Consider the following 17,150-nt stretch of genomic DNA (forward strand, 5'->3'; position numbering starts at 1 on the left):
ATTAACGAAAAGTACTTTTTATTTTGCGACATTTAGAATGTTATAAGAATGTATTACTACTTCATATAACACGAATAACTTTACCCAAAATTCCAAAAAACTATTTGAAAATATAGACAACTAATCATATTCTTTACCCCTACTCGTCTTACCCGACGGGTCCTATTTATTCGTTACATATAACCTCCTGTTAATGTATTAAGTTAAGGATAATTCATTTATCCCAATGTCTTTTTATTGCCTTTTGTTTATTACGTATCGAGTAACATTTTATCTTTCAATTTAATCAGTATTGTTATGTAAAAACACGAGTTTATTACTAAACTCACCAACCCGAAGAACAAGGTAACATAGTTACCTAAAATTATCACACGAAAACTAAAATTTGATGAAATTATCCTTTACCCGAATAATTTCTACTAAACAAATCGAATAGAAAAAATCTATTCCTATTTCAAAAACAACTTTAAATTCAATCATTAAAAATGAAACATTTACCCTTATTTCTAGGTGCTTTACTAGCATCTCTTATGTTCTCTTGTACAAATCAAGAAGAGCAACCCGTATTAGGCCCAGAAACTGAAACAGTAGACTTACTAATTGAAGTCGGTGCTCCAACTTTTACTAACGCAAGAACATCAGCTGCTTTAACTGATTGGATTGATCAATCTAAAATAGTATTTACTATTGATGGTCAAACACAAGAAGGTGAAGGCTGGTCATTTACTCCTCCAACAGAAGATGAAGGTGGTAAATTAATGGATGTACCATTTGGAAATGCCAGAGTATTTAGTGCTTCCTATTACAATGACTGTGGAAGCGATGACGTAATGATCATGGATAGAATTAATGATCTAAATTCTGAAGTTACCATTGGTGAAGTGTTAAGTGCTGCAAGAGCATCACGTAATCCAATTGTTGCATATGAAGCAGATCCACAAACAAAAGATGTCAATTCTACTACTACTTTAGAGACTTTCCAAATGGATTCTCAAAATGGTAGAATGACCGTTGCTGCTATGTTTGAAGACCAAGAAATGCCTCGCTTCTATCAAGCTATTCTCAATGTACATGGTTATGATGCAGACGGTAACAAAACAGATAAAACTGCTCCAATGTTCTTCTCTGGTTCTGCAGGTTGGATTGATGTATCTAGTTGTTTACTAACAACCGGAGCATACATTGATATTGCATTAACCATTAGAGAAATTGATGAAGATGGAGTTGTAGTTGAAGGAGGTATCAATAAAAGATGGGACTTTAAAGCAGTGGATAACGCTAAACAATTTGTTACACCAGGAAAAGCAAAAGGCTTTGGTCTAATCATTGACAAATCGTTAACTCCAAGAGTAAAAACATTCGAAGGTTTGAACTTTGCTTTCGAAGATTTAATTGAAGATGATGAAGAAATCATTATTGAGTAAAATGTTTTTCTTCACATCATAAAATATTTCCAATTGTCAATTTCGTGTGATCGGTGCATATCAAATGAACTTGAGGGAGACTTCCAATTCAACAAACTAATTGAACACGACACCTCAACTCATGGCGATTGATACTGATTTATCAAGGCTGCTTACTTCGGGAGCAGTCTTGTTTTTCCCTTAATAACCAAATAAAAAAAGGTGATGAATTAATATTCATCACCTTCATTTTTATGTATATCTATTTTTTAGCTCTGAGGAAAAGTATGTTTCTTTTCATACTCTGAAAAATAAAACTTAGTATTTTTAAAGAGATTGAAGTTTAATGAAACATAAAATACATTCCCAGAAATTTGATTGTAGTTCAAAGTTGTTCCTTTCATTTTAGCATGGTTATCGCCCCACGAAGAGTTGAAGTAATCGTTTAAGTAATACTTAAATTTGATATTAGTACCATACGGAAACTGAACACCAAGCATTAAAGAATGTTGTAGATTTACACGATCTGTAAACCAAACTGAAAACCTATCGTCTTTACGTTCAGAAACAAATGTTTTCTCTTTGTATTGAATTGGAATTTCAAATTCATACCCACCATATATAAACAACCCATGAAGGTTACCTACTTTGAAACCTATAGGAATACCAAGGTTATAAGATCTTACTTTTTTTCTTACTGGTCCTTGAATATTTGCATCTATATATTCTGAAGGGACATCGAAAATCATCCCTACATTACGAATACCAAATCCTGAGTATAAACCAAAACGAGGATTCAAATCAACATTAACGATGGATTGCCAGTTAAAAACAGGAGCAAAACGAAGTACTCCTCCATTAATTTCCTGCCCACTCATTTTTAGGCCAGTATTTCCAGAAAAAATTATTTCCAAACCTCCAGTGACATAAACATCTGCTTTTTGAATTTTAGCTTCTTGAGCATAGTTTGTTAATGCAAAAAAGCAGCTTATCAAAAGTAGAGGTACTATTTTTTTAATCTTAATCATCTCTCTAATTGGTAAATTACAATTACAAAAATGCAAAAATTTATCAATTATTTATTAACAAGGCAAAGTAATATTGTCTACACCTTCTCAACATCAAATACTATTTTGAAACTTAAAATGAAGTCCCTAAAGCAATTGATACATTAATTGATTGATAATAAGCACAATAAATAGTAAATTAATCCACTTATTCTCTTATCATCAACTGATAAGACTTAATTAAATACCCAAACTAAATATTAATCACATTGGCAAAGAAAATATCTCTTTCGCACCAACGCAATATTGGTATCATGGCACATATTGATGCTGGTAAAACAACAACAACAGAACGAATTCTATACTACACCGGTAAATCTCATAAAATTGGAGAAGTACATGACGGTGCTGCAACCATGGATTGGATGGAACAAGAGCAGGAACGTGGTATTACCATTACTTCTGCAGCGACTACTACTACTTGGAATTATCCAACAGAACAAGGAAAAGTAACCCCCGCGTCAGAAGAGTATAAAGTAAATATTATTGACACTCCAGGTCACGTAGACTTTACTGTAGAAGTGGCTCGATCTTTAAGAGTTTTAGATGGTGCTGTTGCTTTATTTGATGCTGTTTCTGGTGTTGAACCACAATCGGAAACTGTATGGAGGCAAGCAGATGACTACAAAGTACCTCGTATTTGCTTTATTAATAAAATGGATAGAGCAGGTGCAGATTTCTTAAAGGCCGTCAAAACAATTGAAGAAAAATTAGGTGCTACTCCAGTACCTCTACAATTACCTATTGGGGCAGAAGAAAATTTCAAAGGAGTGGTAGATCTTATTACCAACGAAGCCATTGTCTGGAACGAAGAGGATCAAGGATTCACTTATGAAGTCATTGACACTCCTGCTGACATGATAGACGAAGTAGCCGAATGGCGAGAAAACCTCATCGAAGCCGTGTCAACACACAATGAAGAATTAATGGAAAAATTCTTTGATGATCCTGATTCCATTACTCCAGAGGAAATTAGAACGGCGGTAAGAAAGGCTGTTATGAATATGGATTTCTCTCCTGTAATGTGCGGATCTGCATTTAAAAATAAAGGCGTTCAGGCATTATTGGATGCGGTTTGTTCCTATCTACCTTCTCCATTAGATCTTCCTGATACTATCGGAACAAATCCTGAAACAGGTGAAGAAGAGACTCGAAAGCCTGATGCTTCTGATAAATTTGCCGCCTTAGCATTTAAGATTGCTACAGATCCTTTTGTCGGTCGATTATGCTTTTTACGAGCATATTCAGGAACCCTTCAAGCAGGTTCATATGTATTAAACATGCGTACGGGTAAAAAAGAGCGTATTTCTCGTTTGATGCAAATGCACTCCAATAAGCAAAATCCTATTCCCCAAGTAGAAGCTGGAGATATTTGTGCTGGTGTTGGATTCAAGGATATAAAAACAGGGGATACCTTAGTAGAATTAGGTGCTCCAATTGTACTAGAAGAAATGGTTTTCCCTGAACCAGTAATTGGAATTGCTATAGAACCTAAAACAAAAGGAGATGTTGATAAATTAGGAATTGCAATTGCTAAACTAGTAGAAGAAGATCCTACCCTAACCGTTGAAACTAATCATGAAACCGGACAAACTATCTTGAAAGGAATGGGTGAACTCCACCTAGAAATTATTGTAGATAGGTTGAAACGTGAATTTAATGTAGAAATTAATGAAGGTGCACCTCAAGTAGCCTATCGTGAAGCTATTAAATCATCTACAGAACATAGAGAAACTTATAAAAAGCAAACAGGTGGTAAAGGTAAGTTTGCTGATATACAGTTTGAATTAGGCCCTGCGGAAGCTGATGAAGACGGAACAATAAAGCCCGGTTTACAATTTGTTGATGAAATAAAAGGCGGCGTTATTCCAAGAGAATTTATCCCAGCAATACAAAAAGGATTTGTAGCGGCAATGGATAATGGTGCTTTAGCAGGTTATCCTATTGATGCAATGCGTGTTCGTTTATTCTATGGTTCCTATCATGATGTGGATTCGGATGCACTCTCTTTTGAATTAGCAGCAAAATTAGGATTCAAGGAAGCAGCTAAATCGTGTACACCTATTATTTTAGAACCGATTATGGATGTTTCTGTGATTACTCCAGATGAATACACAGGAGCTGTCATTGGAGATATTAATAAAAGAAGAGGGCTACCAAAAGGTCAAGAAGTTTCAAATGGAGCTGTAGTTATCAAAGCAGATGTTCCATTATCTGAACTCTTTGGTTATGTTACCGATCTTCGTACAATTACTTCCGGTCGAGCTTCAGCCACGCTGACATTTTCAGAATACAAAGAAGTTCCAAGAAATATTGCTCTAGAAGTCATTGCAGAATCAAAAAAATAATGACACCCATCTCTTTATTTTAGAATATTATTTGAAGCTCATGATTTACATCATGGGCTTTTTTAATGTTCCATTTCCTCTTTAAAAGGTTTCTCACTTACTTTTTCAATCTTATTACGATCAAAAAGACCGTCCTCCTGGTTTTAATTTGTCTTTCATTATTCCAAAACCCATTAAAAAAAATGAAACAATCACAGTTTCACTAAAATACTTCAATAAAAACCAGATAATTACCTTTTATTAACAACCAAATTAATAGATGATAACAAACTCATAACAAATAGTTTACATAAAAGAATGGAAAAAACAGAATAAATTAATACCTTTGCCCACTGTAAAATTTTTGCATTCGAGAATTAATAGTATCGAACGTTAGACGCATTTAAATTAAAATTTAAGTAAATGCCTACTATTCAACAACTTGTTAGAAAGGGAAGAAAAAAGATTGTAGTAAAATCTAAATCTCCCGCATTAGATTCATGCCCTCAACGTAGAGGAGTATGTACAAGAGTTTACACTACTACGCCTAAGAAGCCTAACTCGGCGATGCGTAAAGTAGCTAGGGTTCGTTTGACTAACGGTAAGGAAGTCAACGCTTATATCCCAGGTGAAGGACACAACTTGCAAGAGCACTCAATCGTTTTGATTCGTGGTGGTCGTATTAAAGATCTTCCTGGTGTGAGATATCACATCGTTCGTGGAGCTCTTGATACAGCTGGTGTTGAAGGACGTGGTCAACGTCGTTCTAAGTATGGTACTAAGAAGCCTAAGGCTGCTAAGTAATCCTTACTTACAAAATTAATTAAAGTCCAAGTCCTGAAGTAAAGGTCGTTTACGACAGTAAGGACATCTCTAAAATTGTTTATTCTATTTAAGAAATGAGAAAGGCAAAACCTAAAAAGCGCTACGTATTACCTGATCCTAAATTCGGTGATACTATGGTAACAAAGTTCGTTAACAACTTAATGGTTGACGGCAAAAAAAGTATTGCATACAGCATTTTCTATGACGCATTAGAACTTGTTGGAACAAAGCTTTCAAAAGAAGGCGAAACTGTTGATGCATTGGAAGTATTCAAAAAAGCACTTTCAAACGTAATGCCAGCAGTTGAAGTTAAAGCACGCCGTGTAGGTGGTGCTACTTTCCAAGTGCCAGTGGAAGTACGTCCAGATCGTAAACAATCTCTAGGTATGAAGTGGATGATCACTATGTCTAGAAAACGTAACGAGCGTACAATGATGGAACGTCTTGCTGCTGAAATCATTGCCGCTTCTCGTGGAGAAGGTGCTGCAGTGAAGAAGAAAGACGATACTCACCGTATGGCAGAAGCAAATAAAGCATTTTCACACTTTAGATTCTAATAATCCGTGGCTAAGAAGATCCATCTTTCGCACCAAAGGAACATCGGTATCATGGCTCACATTGATGCTGGTAAAACTACGACTACAGAGCGTATCCTTTATTACACAGGTAAATCTCACAAAATTGGTGAGGTACACGACGGAGCTGCAACTATGGACTGGATGGAGCAAGAGCAAGAACGTGGTATTACTATTACGTCTGCTGCTACAACCACTACATGGAATTACCCAACTGAACAGGGTAAGGCTACTCCTGCATCTGAAGAGTACAAAGTAAACATTATTGACACTCCTGGTCACGTTGACTTCACTGTAGAAGTTGCGCGTTCATTACGTGTACTTGATGGCGCTGTTGCACTTTTCTGTGCCGTATCTGGTGTAGAACCTCAATCAGAAACTGTATGGCGTCAAGCTGACGATTACAAGGTACCTCGTATCTGTTTCGTTAACAAAATGGACCGTGCAGGTGCTGACTTCTTGAAAGCTGTTAAGACTATTGAAGAGAAATTGGGTGCAACTCCAGTTCCTTTACAATTGCCTATCGGTGCTGAAGAAGGTTTCAGAGGTGTAGTTGATTTAATTACAAACGAAGCTATCGTTTGGAATGAGGAAGACCAAGGCTTTACTTACGAAGTAATCGACATCCCTGCCGATATGGTAGACGAGGTTGCTGAGTGGAGAGAAAACCTTATCGAAGCTGTTTCAACTCACAATGAGGAATTGATGGAGAAATTCTTCGAAGATCCTGATTCAATTACTGCTGAAGAAGTACGTGTTGCAGTTCGTAAGGCTGTTATGAACATGGAATTCTCTCCAGTAATGTGTGGTTCAGCATTTAAAAACAAAGGTGTTCAAGCATTACTTGACGCTGTATGTTCTTACTTGCCATCACCATTGGATTTACCTGATACAATTGGTACTAACCCTGAAACAGGTGAAGAAGAAACTCGTAAAGCGGATCCTTCAGATAAATTCTCAGCGTTAGCATTTAAGATCGCAACTGACCCATTCGTAGGTCGTTTATGTTTCTTAAGAGCTTACTCTGGTACTTTAGAAGCTGGTTCGTATGTATTGAACATGCGTACTGGTAAAAAAGAGCGTATCTCTCGTTTGATGCAAATGCACTCTAACAAGCAAAACCCAATCCCTCAAGTGGAAGCAGGTGATATTTGTGCTGGTGTAGGTTTCAAAGACATCAAAACTGGTGATACTCTTGTTGAGCTTGGTGCTCCAATCGTATTAGAAGAAATGGTATTCCCTGAGCCGGTAATCGGTATCTCAATTGAGCCTAAAACAAAAGGTGATGTTGATAAATTGGGTATGTCTATCGCAAAGCTTGTTGAAGAAGATCCTACATTAACGGTAGAAACTAACCACGAAACTGGTCAGACTATCCTTAAAGGTATGGGTGAGCTTCACCTTGAAATCATCATCGACCGTTTGAAGCGTGAATTTGGCGTGGAAATCAACGAAGGTGCTCCTCAAGTTGCTTACCGTGAGGCAATCAAAACTTCTACTGAACACCGTGAAGTTTATAAGAAACAAACTGGTGGTAAAGGTAAATTTGGTGATGTACAGTTCGAATTAGGACCTGCTGAGCCAGACGAAGATGGTGTTGTTAAACCAGGTTTACAATTCATCAACGATATCAAAGGTGGTGTAATTCCAAAAGAATTCATCCCTGCGGTACAAAAAGGATTCGAGGCTTCAATGGGTAATGGTGCTTTAGCTGGCTATCCAATTGATGCGATGCGTGTTCGTTTATTCTACGGTTCTTACCATGATGTCGATTCAGATGCTTTAGCATTCGAATTAGCTGCAAAACTTGGTTTCAAAGCTGCCGCGAAACAATGTACACCTATCATCCTTGAGCCAATCATGGACGTTTCTGTAATTACTCCTGATGAGTATACAGGTTCTGTAATTGGTGATATCAACAAGCGTCGTGGTCTTCCGAAAGGACAAGAGATCTCTAACGGTGCAGTTGTAATCAAAGCTGATGTACCTTTATCAGAATTATTCGGTTATGTAACTGATTTACGTACGATCACTTCAGGTCGTGCATCTGCTACACTTACTTTCTCTGAGTACAAAGAAGTACCAAGAAACGTTGCAGAAACAATCATTGCAGAAGCGAAAAAATAATTATGTCAATAATCATGAACCACTGAACCTACAACGGTAGGTTCAGAGTTTATGATATTATATAACCTGTTAGCGGACGGCTAACTTTATCAAAAAAAGATATGACACAAAAAATCAGAATCAAACTTAAGTCATACGATCACAATTTAGTAGACAAATCTGCTGCTAAGATCGTTGAAGCTGTTAAGAAAACAGACGCAGTTGTTGCAGGTCCAGTGCCTCTTCCAACTAAGAAAGAAAAGTTCACAGTTCTTCGTTCACCACACGTTAACAAGAAATCTCGTGAGCAATTCCAACTTTGTACTTACAAGCGTTTGATCGATATCTTCTCGTCTTCTCCAAAGACAGTAGACGCATTAATGAAACTTGATTTACCATCAGGTGTTGATGTTGAGATCAAAGTCTAAGTTTGAAACTCTAGACATATTAAAGCCTTTTACAACTCCGGTTGTAAAAGGCTTTTTTTATTGATCAGAAGTAAAAAAAAGCTATTCCAATCTACTTGAAATAGCTTTTCTCATGATTAAAGTGCTTAAATAGATTCCACACTTTATTTATTTCTTAATATCACTTTCTCTCCTTCTAAGATAAAATCTACTTCTAGTGTTTTACACAAAGAGGTTACAGCAGCTGTAATTCCTTCATCTTTAAAACTACCAGAGTAAAGCATTTCTCCAATTTGATCAAATTCATGGTTTATAACAACTCCAAACTGTTTTTCAAAATCGTATAGTACCATTGTTAAAGGAACTTCATTATATACAAAGTGCCCTTTTGTCCAATGTGCATGATCTGTTCCTAAATCAAAAGCATTTCCAATCTTTTTAGAAGTAGATTTTAGAGAATGACCTTTTTGCACTGTAGTTTTCATTTGATCATCTTGATGATGTGGAGATGAAACTTGTAAAATATCCTCTCCCAAATTCGTTAAATGAAAGAGAAAATCATCATCTCTAATATCAAACATAGCCCCTGCATTTGCATGAACAACCGAGCGATCTGTTTTTACTTCATAAGAAACTCCTCCTTTACTTTCTGGGAGAATATGAAATTGTGCATGACCGTTCATGTATATATTTCCTTCAAAACCATGCTTCAGATACTCTAAACTTGATCCTTTTTTAATATATGCTACAGATCCATCAGGAAATGTATATTCTAAGGTACCATCTGATGGTGAAACATTCTGAATTCCGTTAAAGAAAAACCATAACGCATATATCCCTACAAAAACAGCAGCAACAGCAGCAACTTTCCTAAACTGCTGAGGGTTAAATAAAATCTCAATAACTCCTCTTTTTTCTTTTTGAGATTCTCCAATGTTCAATTTTCCTTGTATTTCTTTCCACGACTGCTCTTTTGTTTTCTTAGAAGTCGGAATTTTCATATTAGAAAGTTGATCCATTGCGTTATGTAAAGAAGCTAACTCCTCTTCATGTTTTTTTTCATTTGGGTGATTCAAGTCGTAAAGTATTTTATCATTATATTCTTTTTCTTCTTCAGGTGACATATTTGTTAATTTTATGGGGCGAAAGTAAATTTCCTATCAAAAATAGATTAACATTTATTAATATTACATCTAAAAGGGGTTTTACCCTACTTAATTGTCAATAAAAAAAACTGAATCTTTTATTTCATACCTAATAAAGCTATATTTATTAGGAGTAAACACATCTCTATTTTTTGATACGTAAAAAACAACTTCTTATTCTATGAACGATGTTTGGTTTCAATTCATTCAAAACCTACAACAATACACTTGGTGGTGGATCGTATCCATCTCTATAATTATAGTACTTTTATGGGTTTATATCTACTTTCCTTTTGGCAAAAAAAAGAAAGTATTTAGCCACGAGCAGTTAGATGGTCTTTTTCAAGAACTTAAAGATTCTCAAGATAGCGTTAAAGACGTCTTTAATAGCTACCAAGAAATAATTGAAGACAAAAATAGAGAACTTCAGGAATATGACGAAAAAATTAAGGAAAGAGAAAATCATTTACTCTTAATTTCTGATTTACCTGATGAAATTGAGGTTGAAATAAAACTCAGAACTAGAAAACACAATCAAAAAATGCTCGCCTTGGGATGTGCTTCTGGTACAGCTTTAGGTGGTGTAGGTATTTGGGTTTTCATACATTGGGAACGTGTGCTCCAATTTATTCTGTAGTATTTATTTAATCATAAGTACTTCAACAAACCTATCACCATATATAACTACATTTATGTCGTGTGTAAATTGGTCAAAAATGTTTACTTCAAGAATACTTAACTAACAATAAAATGACAAAGAAAACAATTATTGTCTCTAACAGACTTCCTGTAACGGTAAGTAGAAATGCCGACCAAGGAATTACATTCAAACCAAGTTCAGGCGGATTAGCCACAGGATTAAGTACTACTTATAAACAAGGAGGCAACTTATGGATAGGATGGCCCGGTACGTCTGGGCATAGTGACGAAGAAAAGGAACACATTACAAAAAAACTTAAAAAAGATAATATGGCTCCAGTCTTCCTTACAAGGGAAGATGTAGATAAATTCTATGAAGGATATTCCAATAAAACATTATGGCCACTATTCCATTATTTTACTGAATATGCCATCTATGAAATGGATTTATGGGAATCTTATATTCATGTAAATGAATTATTTAGAGATGCCATATTAGCAGTAGCAGAACCAGAAGATAAAATATGGGTACATGATTATCAACTGCTGTTATTACCCGGAATGCTAAGAGAAGCATTACCAAATGCTACAATAGGCTTTTTTCAACACATTCCTTTCCCATCTTATGAGATTTTCCGTTTACTCCCATGGAGAAAAGAAACATTAGAGGGAATGTTGGGGTCTGACCTTATTGGTTTCCATACCTATGATGATATGCGACATTTCTTGAGCTCTGTAAATAGAATAGTGGGATATGATAGTTCGTTAGGTCATCTAAAAGTTAAAAACAGACTTGTTTCTGTAGATGCCTTCCCTATGGGTATTGATTATGATAAATTCGAACAAGCTGCAGATTCTGAAAAAACAAAACAAAAAGTAATTGCCTATGGCGATTTACTAAGTAAAAATAAATCAATCCTCTCTATTGATAGATTGGATTACAGTAAAGGTATCAAACACCGCTTAATTGCATTTGATAAATTCCTTTCGAAGTATCCTGAGTATCAAGGTCAGGTTTCATTGATTCTACTCGTTGTCCCGTCAAGAGATCAAGTAGATCAATACCAACATTTAAAAGAAGAAATTGATACATTAGTTGGTAAAATCAACGGTAAGTACACTCGTATGAACTGGTCTCCAATTCATTACTTCTACCGTTCATTTAGTTTCGAGGGATTATCAGCATTATATAAAGCTTCTTCGGTTGCTCTTGTAACTCCTCTTAGAGATGGTATGAACTTAGTCTGTAAAGAGTTTGTAGCAAGTAAAACGGATCAGCAAGGGGTACTTATATTAAGTGAGATGGCTGGTGCAGCTAAAGAATTATCAGAATCTATTCTTATCAACCCTAATGATGAAAACCAAATTGTAGAGGCCCTTTATACTGCTTTAACTATGCCTGAAGAGGAACAAAGAAGCAGAATGAAAGAAATGCAAAAGAAGGTTAGACGATATAATGTACATCGTTGGGTAGAAATTTTCATGAATCAACTAGACAATATTATTGAAAGACAAACAGCAATGAATATGCGTTTACTATCAGAGACTTCAAGAAGTAAAATGCTCCAAAAATATAAAGATGGGCAAAAACGTATTATATTCCTTGATTATGATGGCACCTTAAAAGGTTTTGCTGCAGATCCTCAATCTGTATCTCCAGATCAAGAATTAAAAGAAATAATGACCAACCTTACTGCAGATCCTAAAAACAGAGTGGTTATTATTAGTGGTAGAGATAAAGAAACTCTAGAAAAATGGTTTACAGGCTTTAAGGTAGATATTATTGCTGAACATGGTATTTGGCTTAGAAAAGGTGATGAGCCTTTCGAAATGATCGATAACCTTAATTCTGATTGGAAAGCTAAAATCAGTATTATTCTAGATCGTTATGTAGACCGTACTCCAGGATCTTTTGTAGAAGAAAAAGCATACTCTGTAGCATGGCATTACCGCAAAGCGGATGCAGACTTTGGCGATCTAAGAGCAAGAGAATTAGTAGGCAACTTAAATTACTTGATATCGAACATGAACCTACAAGTAATGCACGGTAATAAAGTAGTTGAAGTTAAAAATCAGGATGTCAACAAAGGCAAGGCTGCATTAAAATTCCTATCTGAGGATAATTATGATGTTGTATTTGCTGCTGGAGACGATGTAACTGATGAGGATACTTTCCGTTCTTTACCTAAAAAGGCTTATACTATTAAGGTTGGTGTGTCTGCATCAGAAGCAAGATACAATCTTAAAACAGTAGCAGATGTGAGAGAATTACTTACTGAATTCACAAAGCTATAAACATGTAAATAAATAGACCTTCAAAAATAACTGAAGTAGTCTAGATTATATATACAAAAGGGCTGTCTCATTCTAAATGAGGCAGCCCTTTTTATAACATCTTAGATGCTAAAAAATCAAAATAACTAATATCAAAAAGTAACTTCTTTTCTTATTGGTATTTTCACCTTTTGTAAGTGAATAGAATTTTGATTGGCAATAAAATGGTTAATATCAAAGAAAAGGATGCTCCCACACAGGACCACCCTTTTGTACTTTTCTAAGAATAGAAAAAAATTAATTAGATGATAATTTCATTTTTTCCTAAAAAAAGGAAAATTAAGTTAATTAAAACTGAATTTCATAACCTTAACTGGACAGTGCCGTTAAGCTATATGAAAGCAATCATAATTAATGTCATATGAATAGATGAAGAGAAAAAAGAGGAGTGATTGCTTGTACAGTCGATAATCATTAAATGTCAGAGGAATAGACTGAAGAGACTGTTTACAAATAGATACGAAAAAATATTTTTACTTATAAAATAACTAATAACTCGAAGTGTTAGTGAATACGTTAGTAAAAATTATAAGATATAAGTTTAGCGAAATGAACAGATTGAAGAGGAGTTGGAGTAACCCTTTGCCTAATAGGCGAAGGGTTCTTTGTTTCTTCAAACTTGATAACTCAAAGTAACGACTAAAATTCTACTATTCCAAGAATAGATAACAATTTTTAGTAAATAAAACTAAATTTATTGTTTAACTATAATCAATTTTAACATCTGAAGACGCTGCATGGCTAATACATGTCAGTACGTAGCCTTCATTCTTTTCTGATTCTGATAGAGCAACTGAATCTCCCATTTCTACTTTACCAGATACGCATTTGCCTTTACAAGCAGTACATACTCCATTCTGACAAGAATATGGGATATCTAAACCTGCATCTAAACCTGCATCTAATATATTGACTCCTGCTTCTGCTTTAACTTGATGTTCTTCTCCATCAACTACCAAAGTTATCATTTCATCAGCCAGTTCTTGATTGATCGATTCAGCGTTATCTGAAGGAGTAAAACTTTCTTTGTTTATTTTCGATGACGATACTTTAAATCTTTTCAAAGCACTTTCAACACTAGTCATCATGCCTTCAGGTCCGCATAAAAAATGTTCAGAGTTATCTAGAGATAATCGATTAAGAACATTTACCGCCATAACATCATCTATTCTACCTTTAAATCCGCCCCAAGAAGGTGAAGGCTGACTTAAGACATGAATCACCTCTAATCTGTTTTCGAATTTTGATTTTAGTTCATCTAAATGTTCATTAAAGATGATACTTTGCTCGTTTCTGTTACCATAGATTAAGAACACATTCGAGTTTTTCTCAAAAAACAAAAGACTTTTAAGCATAGAGAATAAAGGTGATATACCTGATCCTGCTGCCCACAGAAAAATATTTCTAGTTTTAGTATTATCTGCATCTAAAACAAAAGTACCCATGGCGTCACTTATTTCTAAACTGTCTCCAGCTTTTACATTATCATTAATGTAATTAGACACCAAGCCTCCTTCTACTCTTTTTACAGTAATATCTAAAGTAGCATCTAAATGAGGGGTAGATGATGTAGAATAAGATCGTATTGTTTTTTTACCATCAATTTCGTTGTGTACAGAAATAAATTGACCTGGTAAATATTGGATCTTTTTAAAAAGTGGTTGTTTTAATTTTATCGTCATAGTATCAGATGTTTCCTGAACAACATCTTTTACTTTAAGGGTATACTTATTCATTTTTTTAAATTTTATTGGCTACTCTTGTACTGGTTCATAGACCATTGCTGATCTTTCTAAAGCTTCTATATGCGGATCATTAGCTGCATAAATCATTCTGTAACCAAGATTCTTTCTTCCAAAAAATACTACTTTAACATCAACTAAATCATCCTCATCAATTGTAAAATCAGATTTTAATCTTTTTATGCTAGAGTAATTATAATCGTTTTTGACACTTGCTTTTGCATCAAACATAAAGCATCTTCTACCAGCAAAAACAGCAAATTTTCCATTTCTAACCATTTTAGACCTTTCGTAAAAGCCTTGGCCAAACTCAGAGAAATCACCTGCTCCGCTCCATTGGATAGATTTATCCATATCGTATACATCGAAATAGCTATATGTTGTTTTAAAACGATGTAATAATCCTTTTTCGATATGCTTCTTTTCTATCTTGATTTCTTTGAAATTGACTTTCCTGTCGGATTTAAATGATATACCAATATGATCAAAAGCATACTCGAAATTCTCATTAGATGCTTCTGCTAAAGGTATTTCTTCTTCAATTTCTTCCTCCACTTCGTCTGCTTCTTCTGCTTCGTCAAATGGCTCTTCTTCTTCAATGTTTAAATCATTATTGATAACCTCAGGTTCTTCATAAGGTTTTACTTCTATGACAACAGGTGTTTCACTTTCCTCTTTGTCAGTATTTTGAGTTTTCTCATAGTCTTTCAACTCCTCGTCATCAAACCATTGATCAAAAGATTCAAAAATCGATTGATCGCTCTCGTTTTCTGTTGTAGAATCGTTATCGCTGCATGACTCAAACAAGAAGAGTAAACTACATAGACTGAGTAAATATTTAATTTTCATCAGATGTTAAATGATTGGTCTTTGTTGAGTGAAATTCATTAAGTATTTTGTAACTGCATTACCAAAGTTCAAGCTTCTTGTCAAAAAACTCAATGAATAGAGTATAAAACTTCTATTAATTCTCCGAATTTGATAACTAAATAACTTTGATATGCAATTATAATAATAATTTAAACCTTATTCCCTCCTTGCATTCAATGAAATTTGATTAATTTAATGGTCAGATAGAGAATAACCACTGCATATTCTCATTCGAAATTTTCTTATTGCTTAACTATGACGATTCAACAAGCTCCATTTTTTTGGATAAATATCTCCTTACTTCTTGGGATTATTTGTTCAGATTACTTCACTTTTATATCATTCAACACCACTATAATTCTATTGGTTATTAATTGGTGCTTATTTTCCTATTTGACATTCAAAAAAAGAAAGGCCAACAAATTAGGGTTGATTACGCTATTACTTTTCTCCATTTTTTTATTTGGTAATTGGATAAATCAATATCAAAAACAGTCCTTTTCTCAAAAGAATTATCAAGTGATAGTAGAGAAAGTGATACAAAAAAAGTCAACCTATATCGAAGGATATCTTGTTAACCCACAAAGATTAATAGACTCAAAAGTTAGTTTTTACCTACCAAATCAATATTTGATACAACCTTCAGATCTTTTAGTCATAAAAGGACGTTGTATTCTTCAACAAGAAATGAATCAATATCTGAAATCAAAAGGTTTATTTCATCAATTAAAAGTGGACCATTATTGTGTTGAGCAACAAGGTGATCAAACCTATAAAAGTAAGTATCGAAAAATGGTTTATCACACTTTCGATTCTTCTACTAGAGGGCTTGCTTTGGCTTTGTTTTGTGGTGATAAAAGTGAATTATCTGATCAAATAAAAGAAGTTTTTAGAGTAAGTGGCAGTCTACATTTATTAGCGCTATCTGGAATGCATATTGGCATACTTGTCTTTATCATCCATAGCTTACTCTTTTGGTTTCAATGGATTCCAAAACAATGGCATCCAATAAAATGGATATTTCTTTGCGTATTCGTTTTCTTAATAATTCAATTTGTAGCTCAAAGTGCCTCCATTCAAAGAGCCTCATTGATGTTATATTTAAGTAGCTTCTCTTTAGTATTCAGAAAGCAAATCAATCCTATTAATATCATTAGTTTCACCTCTTTTGTTATACTAATAAAAGCTCCTTTCTTGTTGTATTCTCTAAGCTTTCAATTATCATTTTTGGCTGTATTTAGTATTGTCCTTTTTCCGTATTGGACTCACATTATTCATCTTAAATGGTATAAAAAACTATTCGTTTCTGTTTTTCTAATGGGGATATTATCGAATTGGTTTACCTTTCCACTCATCTTACATCACTTTGAGTTTTTTCCTATTTGGGGAATTTTCAGTGGACTCTTATCAGGGGTTCTTCTTTCTTTAATGATGTATTGTGGTTTGCTCACTTTATTGGTTTCAGAATGGGTAGATTTAAATTGGGCATTTGATTTACTACATCAGTTACTCGTAGGATGGCTGTCTTTATTTCTTCAACTTCCTCAGCTACCTTCATTCAAACTATCAGAAGATTTAGCTTATGGTTTAGTTGTCTGTATTATTTGCATCACTTATGGAGGCTATCAAAAAGATAAGGCCTGGAATAGAATCGGTTCTTTTACAGGTTTAGTGATACTTACTTTACATTTCTACTATCAATAGAAAATC

At 34.5% G+C, this 17,150-nt stretch carries 13 protein-coding genes; 9 read left to right on the plus strand and 4 right to left on the minus strand.

Annotated elements, in window-relative coordinates; genetic code table 11:
* The first annotated feature begins 485 nt into the window (after positions 1-485).
* Positions 486-1,424, plus strand: coding sequence for a hypothetical protein (locus NH26_RS12365; RefSeq protein ID WP_044227823.1), 939 nt, complete (start codon positions 486-488; stop codon positions 1,422-1,424).
* A gap of 248 nt (positions 1,425-1,672) precedes the next feature.
* Here the strand turns inward: NH26_RS12365 and NH26_RS12370 are convergent, their stop codons facing one another.
* Positions 1,673-2,431: a hypothetical protein gene (locus NH26_RS12370; RefSeq protein WP_052432255.1), complete on the minus strand. Its 759-nt coding sequence runs from the start codon at positions 2,429-2,431 to the stop codon at positions 1,673-1,675.
* Positions 2,432-2,679: 248 nt separating this feature from the next.
* Between NH26_RS12370 and fusA (NH26_RS12375) the strand changes: the two genes are divergently transcribed.
* From fusA (NH26_RS12375) to rpsJ, 5 genes are all read left to right on the plus strand, one after another.
* Positions 2,680-4,818, plus strand: a complete 2,139-nt coding sequence (gene fusA, locus NH26_RS12375; RefSeq protein WP_044227821.1) for an elongation factor G — start codon at positions 2,680-2,682, stop codon at positions 4,816-4,818.
* 402 nt (positions 4,819-5,220) lie between these two features.
* Positions 5,221-5,601, plus strand: a complete 381-nt coding sequence (gene rpsL, locus NH26_RS12380) for a 30S ribosomal protein S12 (protein WP_044227819.1) — start codon at positions 5,221-5,223, stop codon at positions 5,599-5,601.
* A 95-nt stretch (positions 5,602-5,696) separates the two neighbouring features.
* Positions 5,697-6,179: a 30S ribosomal protein S7 gene (gene rpsG / locus NH26_RS12385; RefSeq protein ID WP_044227817.1), complete on the plus strand. Its 483-nt coding sequence runs from the start codon at positions 5,697-5,699 to the stop codon at positions 6,177-6,179.
* Between the two features lie 6 nt (positions 6,180-6,185).
* Positions 6,186-8,324 carry an elongation factor G gene (fusA, locus tag NH26_RS12390; protein ID WP_084812166.1) on the plus strand — a complete coding sequence of 713 codons (2,139 nt, stop codon included), beginning with the start codon at positions 6,186-6,188 and terminating at the stop codon, positions 8,322-8,324.
* Between the two features lie 101 nt (positions 8,325-8,425).
* On the plus strand, positions 8,426-8,731 hold the full coding sequence (gene rpsJ / locus NH26_RS12395; protein ID WP_044227810.1) for a 30S ribosomal protein S10: 306 nt from the start codon (positions 8,426-8,428) through the stop codon (positions 8,729-8,731).
* A 143-nt stretch (positions 8,732-8,874) separates the two neighbouring features.
* Here the strand turns inward: rpsJ and NH26_RS12400 are convergent, their stop codons facing one another.
* A complete protein-coding gene (locus tag NH26_RS12400) occupies positions 8,875-9,834 on the minus strand; it encodes a FecR family protein (protein ID WP_044227808.1) in 960 nt (319 codons plus the stop codon).
* A gap of 202 nt (positions 9,835-10,036) precedes the next feature.
* Between NH26_RS12400 and NH26_RS12405 the strand changes: the two genes are divergently transcribed.
* The gene (locus NH26_RS12405) at positions 10,037-10,492 is read left to right on the plus strand and encodes a hypothetical protein (RefSeq protein WP_044227805.1); all 456 of its coding nucleotides are present in this window, start codon (positions 10,037-10,039) and stop codon (positions 10,490-10,492) included.
* A gap of 113 nt (positions 10,493-10,605) precedes the next feature.
* A complete protein-coding gene (locus tag NH26_RS12410; protein ID WP_044227801.1) occupies positions 10,606-12,789 on the plus strand; it encodes a bifunctional alpha,alpha-trehalose-phosphate synthase (UDP-forming)/trehalose-phosphatase in 2,184 nt (727 codons plus the stop codon).
* Positions 12,790-13,529: 740 nt separating this feature from the next.
* Here the strand turns inward: NH26_RS12410 and NH26_RS12415 are convergent.
* Positions 13,530-14,564 (minus strand): ferredoxin--NADP reductase, encoded by a 1,035-nt coding sequence (locus tag NH26_RS12415; RefSeq protein ID WP_044227796.1) that lies wholly within the window; start codon positions 14,562-14,564, stop codon positions 13,530-13,532.
* An 18-nt stretch (positions 14,565-14,582) separates the two neighbouring features.
* Positions 14,583-15,419: a hypothetical protein gene (locus NH26_RS12420; protein WP_139263038.1), complete on the minus strand. Its 837-nt coding sequence runs from the start codon at positions 15,417-15,419 to the stop codon at positions 14,583-14,585.
* Positions 15,420-15,695: 276 nt separating this feature from the next.
* Here NH26_RS12420 and NH26_RS12425 point away from each other — a divergent pair, with 276 nt between their 5' ends.
* Positions 15,696-17,144, plus strand: coding sequence for a ComEC/Rec2 family competence protein (locus tag NH26_RS12425; protein WP_084812167.1), 1,449 nt, complete (start codon positions 15,696-15,698; stop codon positions 17,142-17,144).
* Positions 17,145-17,150 lie beyond the last annotated feature (6 nt).

This window comes from Flammeovirga pacifica (genome assembly GCF_000807855.2).
Taxonomy (GTDB): Bacteria; Bacteroidota; Bacteroidia; order Cytophagales; family Flammeovirgaceae; genus Flammeovirga; species Flammeovirga pacifica.

Bases quoted from the DNA above. Each gene is read 5' to 3' on its own strand.
- NH26_RS12405 (WP_044227805.1), top strand. From the start codon at position 10,037: ATGAACGATGTTTGGTTTCAATTCATTCAAAACCTACAACAATACACT.
- NH26_RS12410 (WP_044227801.1), top strand. From the start codon at position 10,606: ATGACAAAGAAAACAATTATTGTCTCTAACAGACTTCCTGTAACGGTA.
- NH26_RS12370 (WP_052432255.1), bottom strand. From the start codon at position 2,431: ATGATTAAGATTAAAAAAATAGTACCTCTACTTTTGATAAGCTGCTTT.
- NH26_RS12420 (WP_139263038.1), bottom strand. From the start codon at position 15,419: ATGAAAATTAAATATTTACTCAGTCTATGTAGTTTACTCTTCTTGTTT.
- NH26_RS12400 (WP_044227808.1), bottom strand. From the start codon at position 9,834: ATGTCACCTGAAGAAGAAAAAGAATATAATGATAAAATACTTTACGAC.
- rpsJ (WP_044227810.1), top strand. From the start codon at position 8,426: ATGACACAAAAAATCAGAATCAAACTTAAGTCATACGATCACAATTTA.
- NH26_RS12415 (WP_044227796.1), bottom strand. From the start codon at position 14,564: ATGAATAAGTATACCCTTAAAGTAAAAGATGTTGTTCAGGAAACATCT.
- NH26_RS12365 (WP_044227823.1), top strand. From the start codon at position 486: ATGAAACATTTACCCTTATTTCTAGGTGCTTTACTAGCATCTCTTATG.
- rpsG (WP_044227817.1), top strand. From the start codon at position 5,697: ATGAGAAAGGCAAAACCTAAAAAGCGCTACGTATTACCTGATCCTAAA.
- NH26_RS12425 (WP_084812167.1), top strand. From the start codon at position 15,696: ATGACGATTCAACAAGCTCCATTTTTTTGGATAAATATCTCCTTACTT.
- rpsL (WP_044227819.1), top strand. From the start codon at position 5,221: ATGCCTACTATTCAACAACTTGTTAGAAAGGGAAGAAAAAAGATTGTA.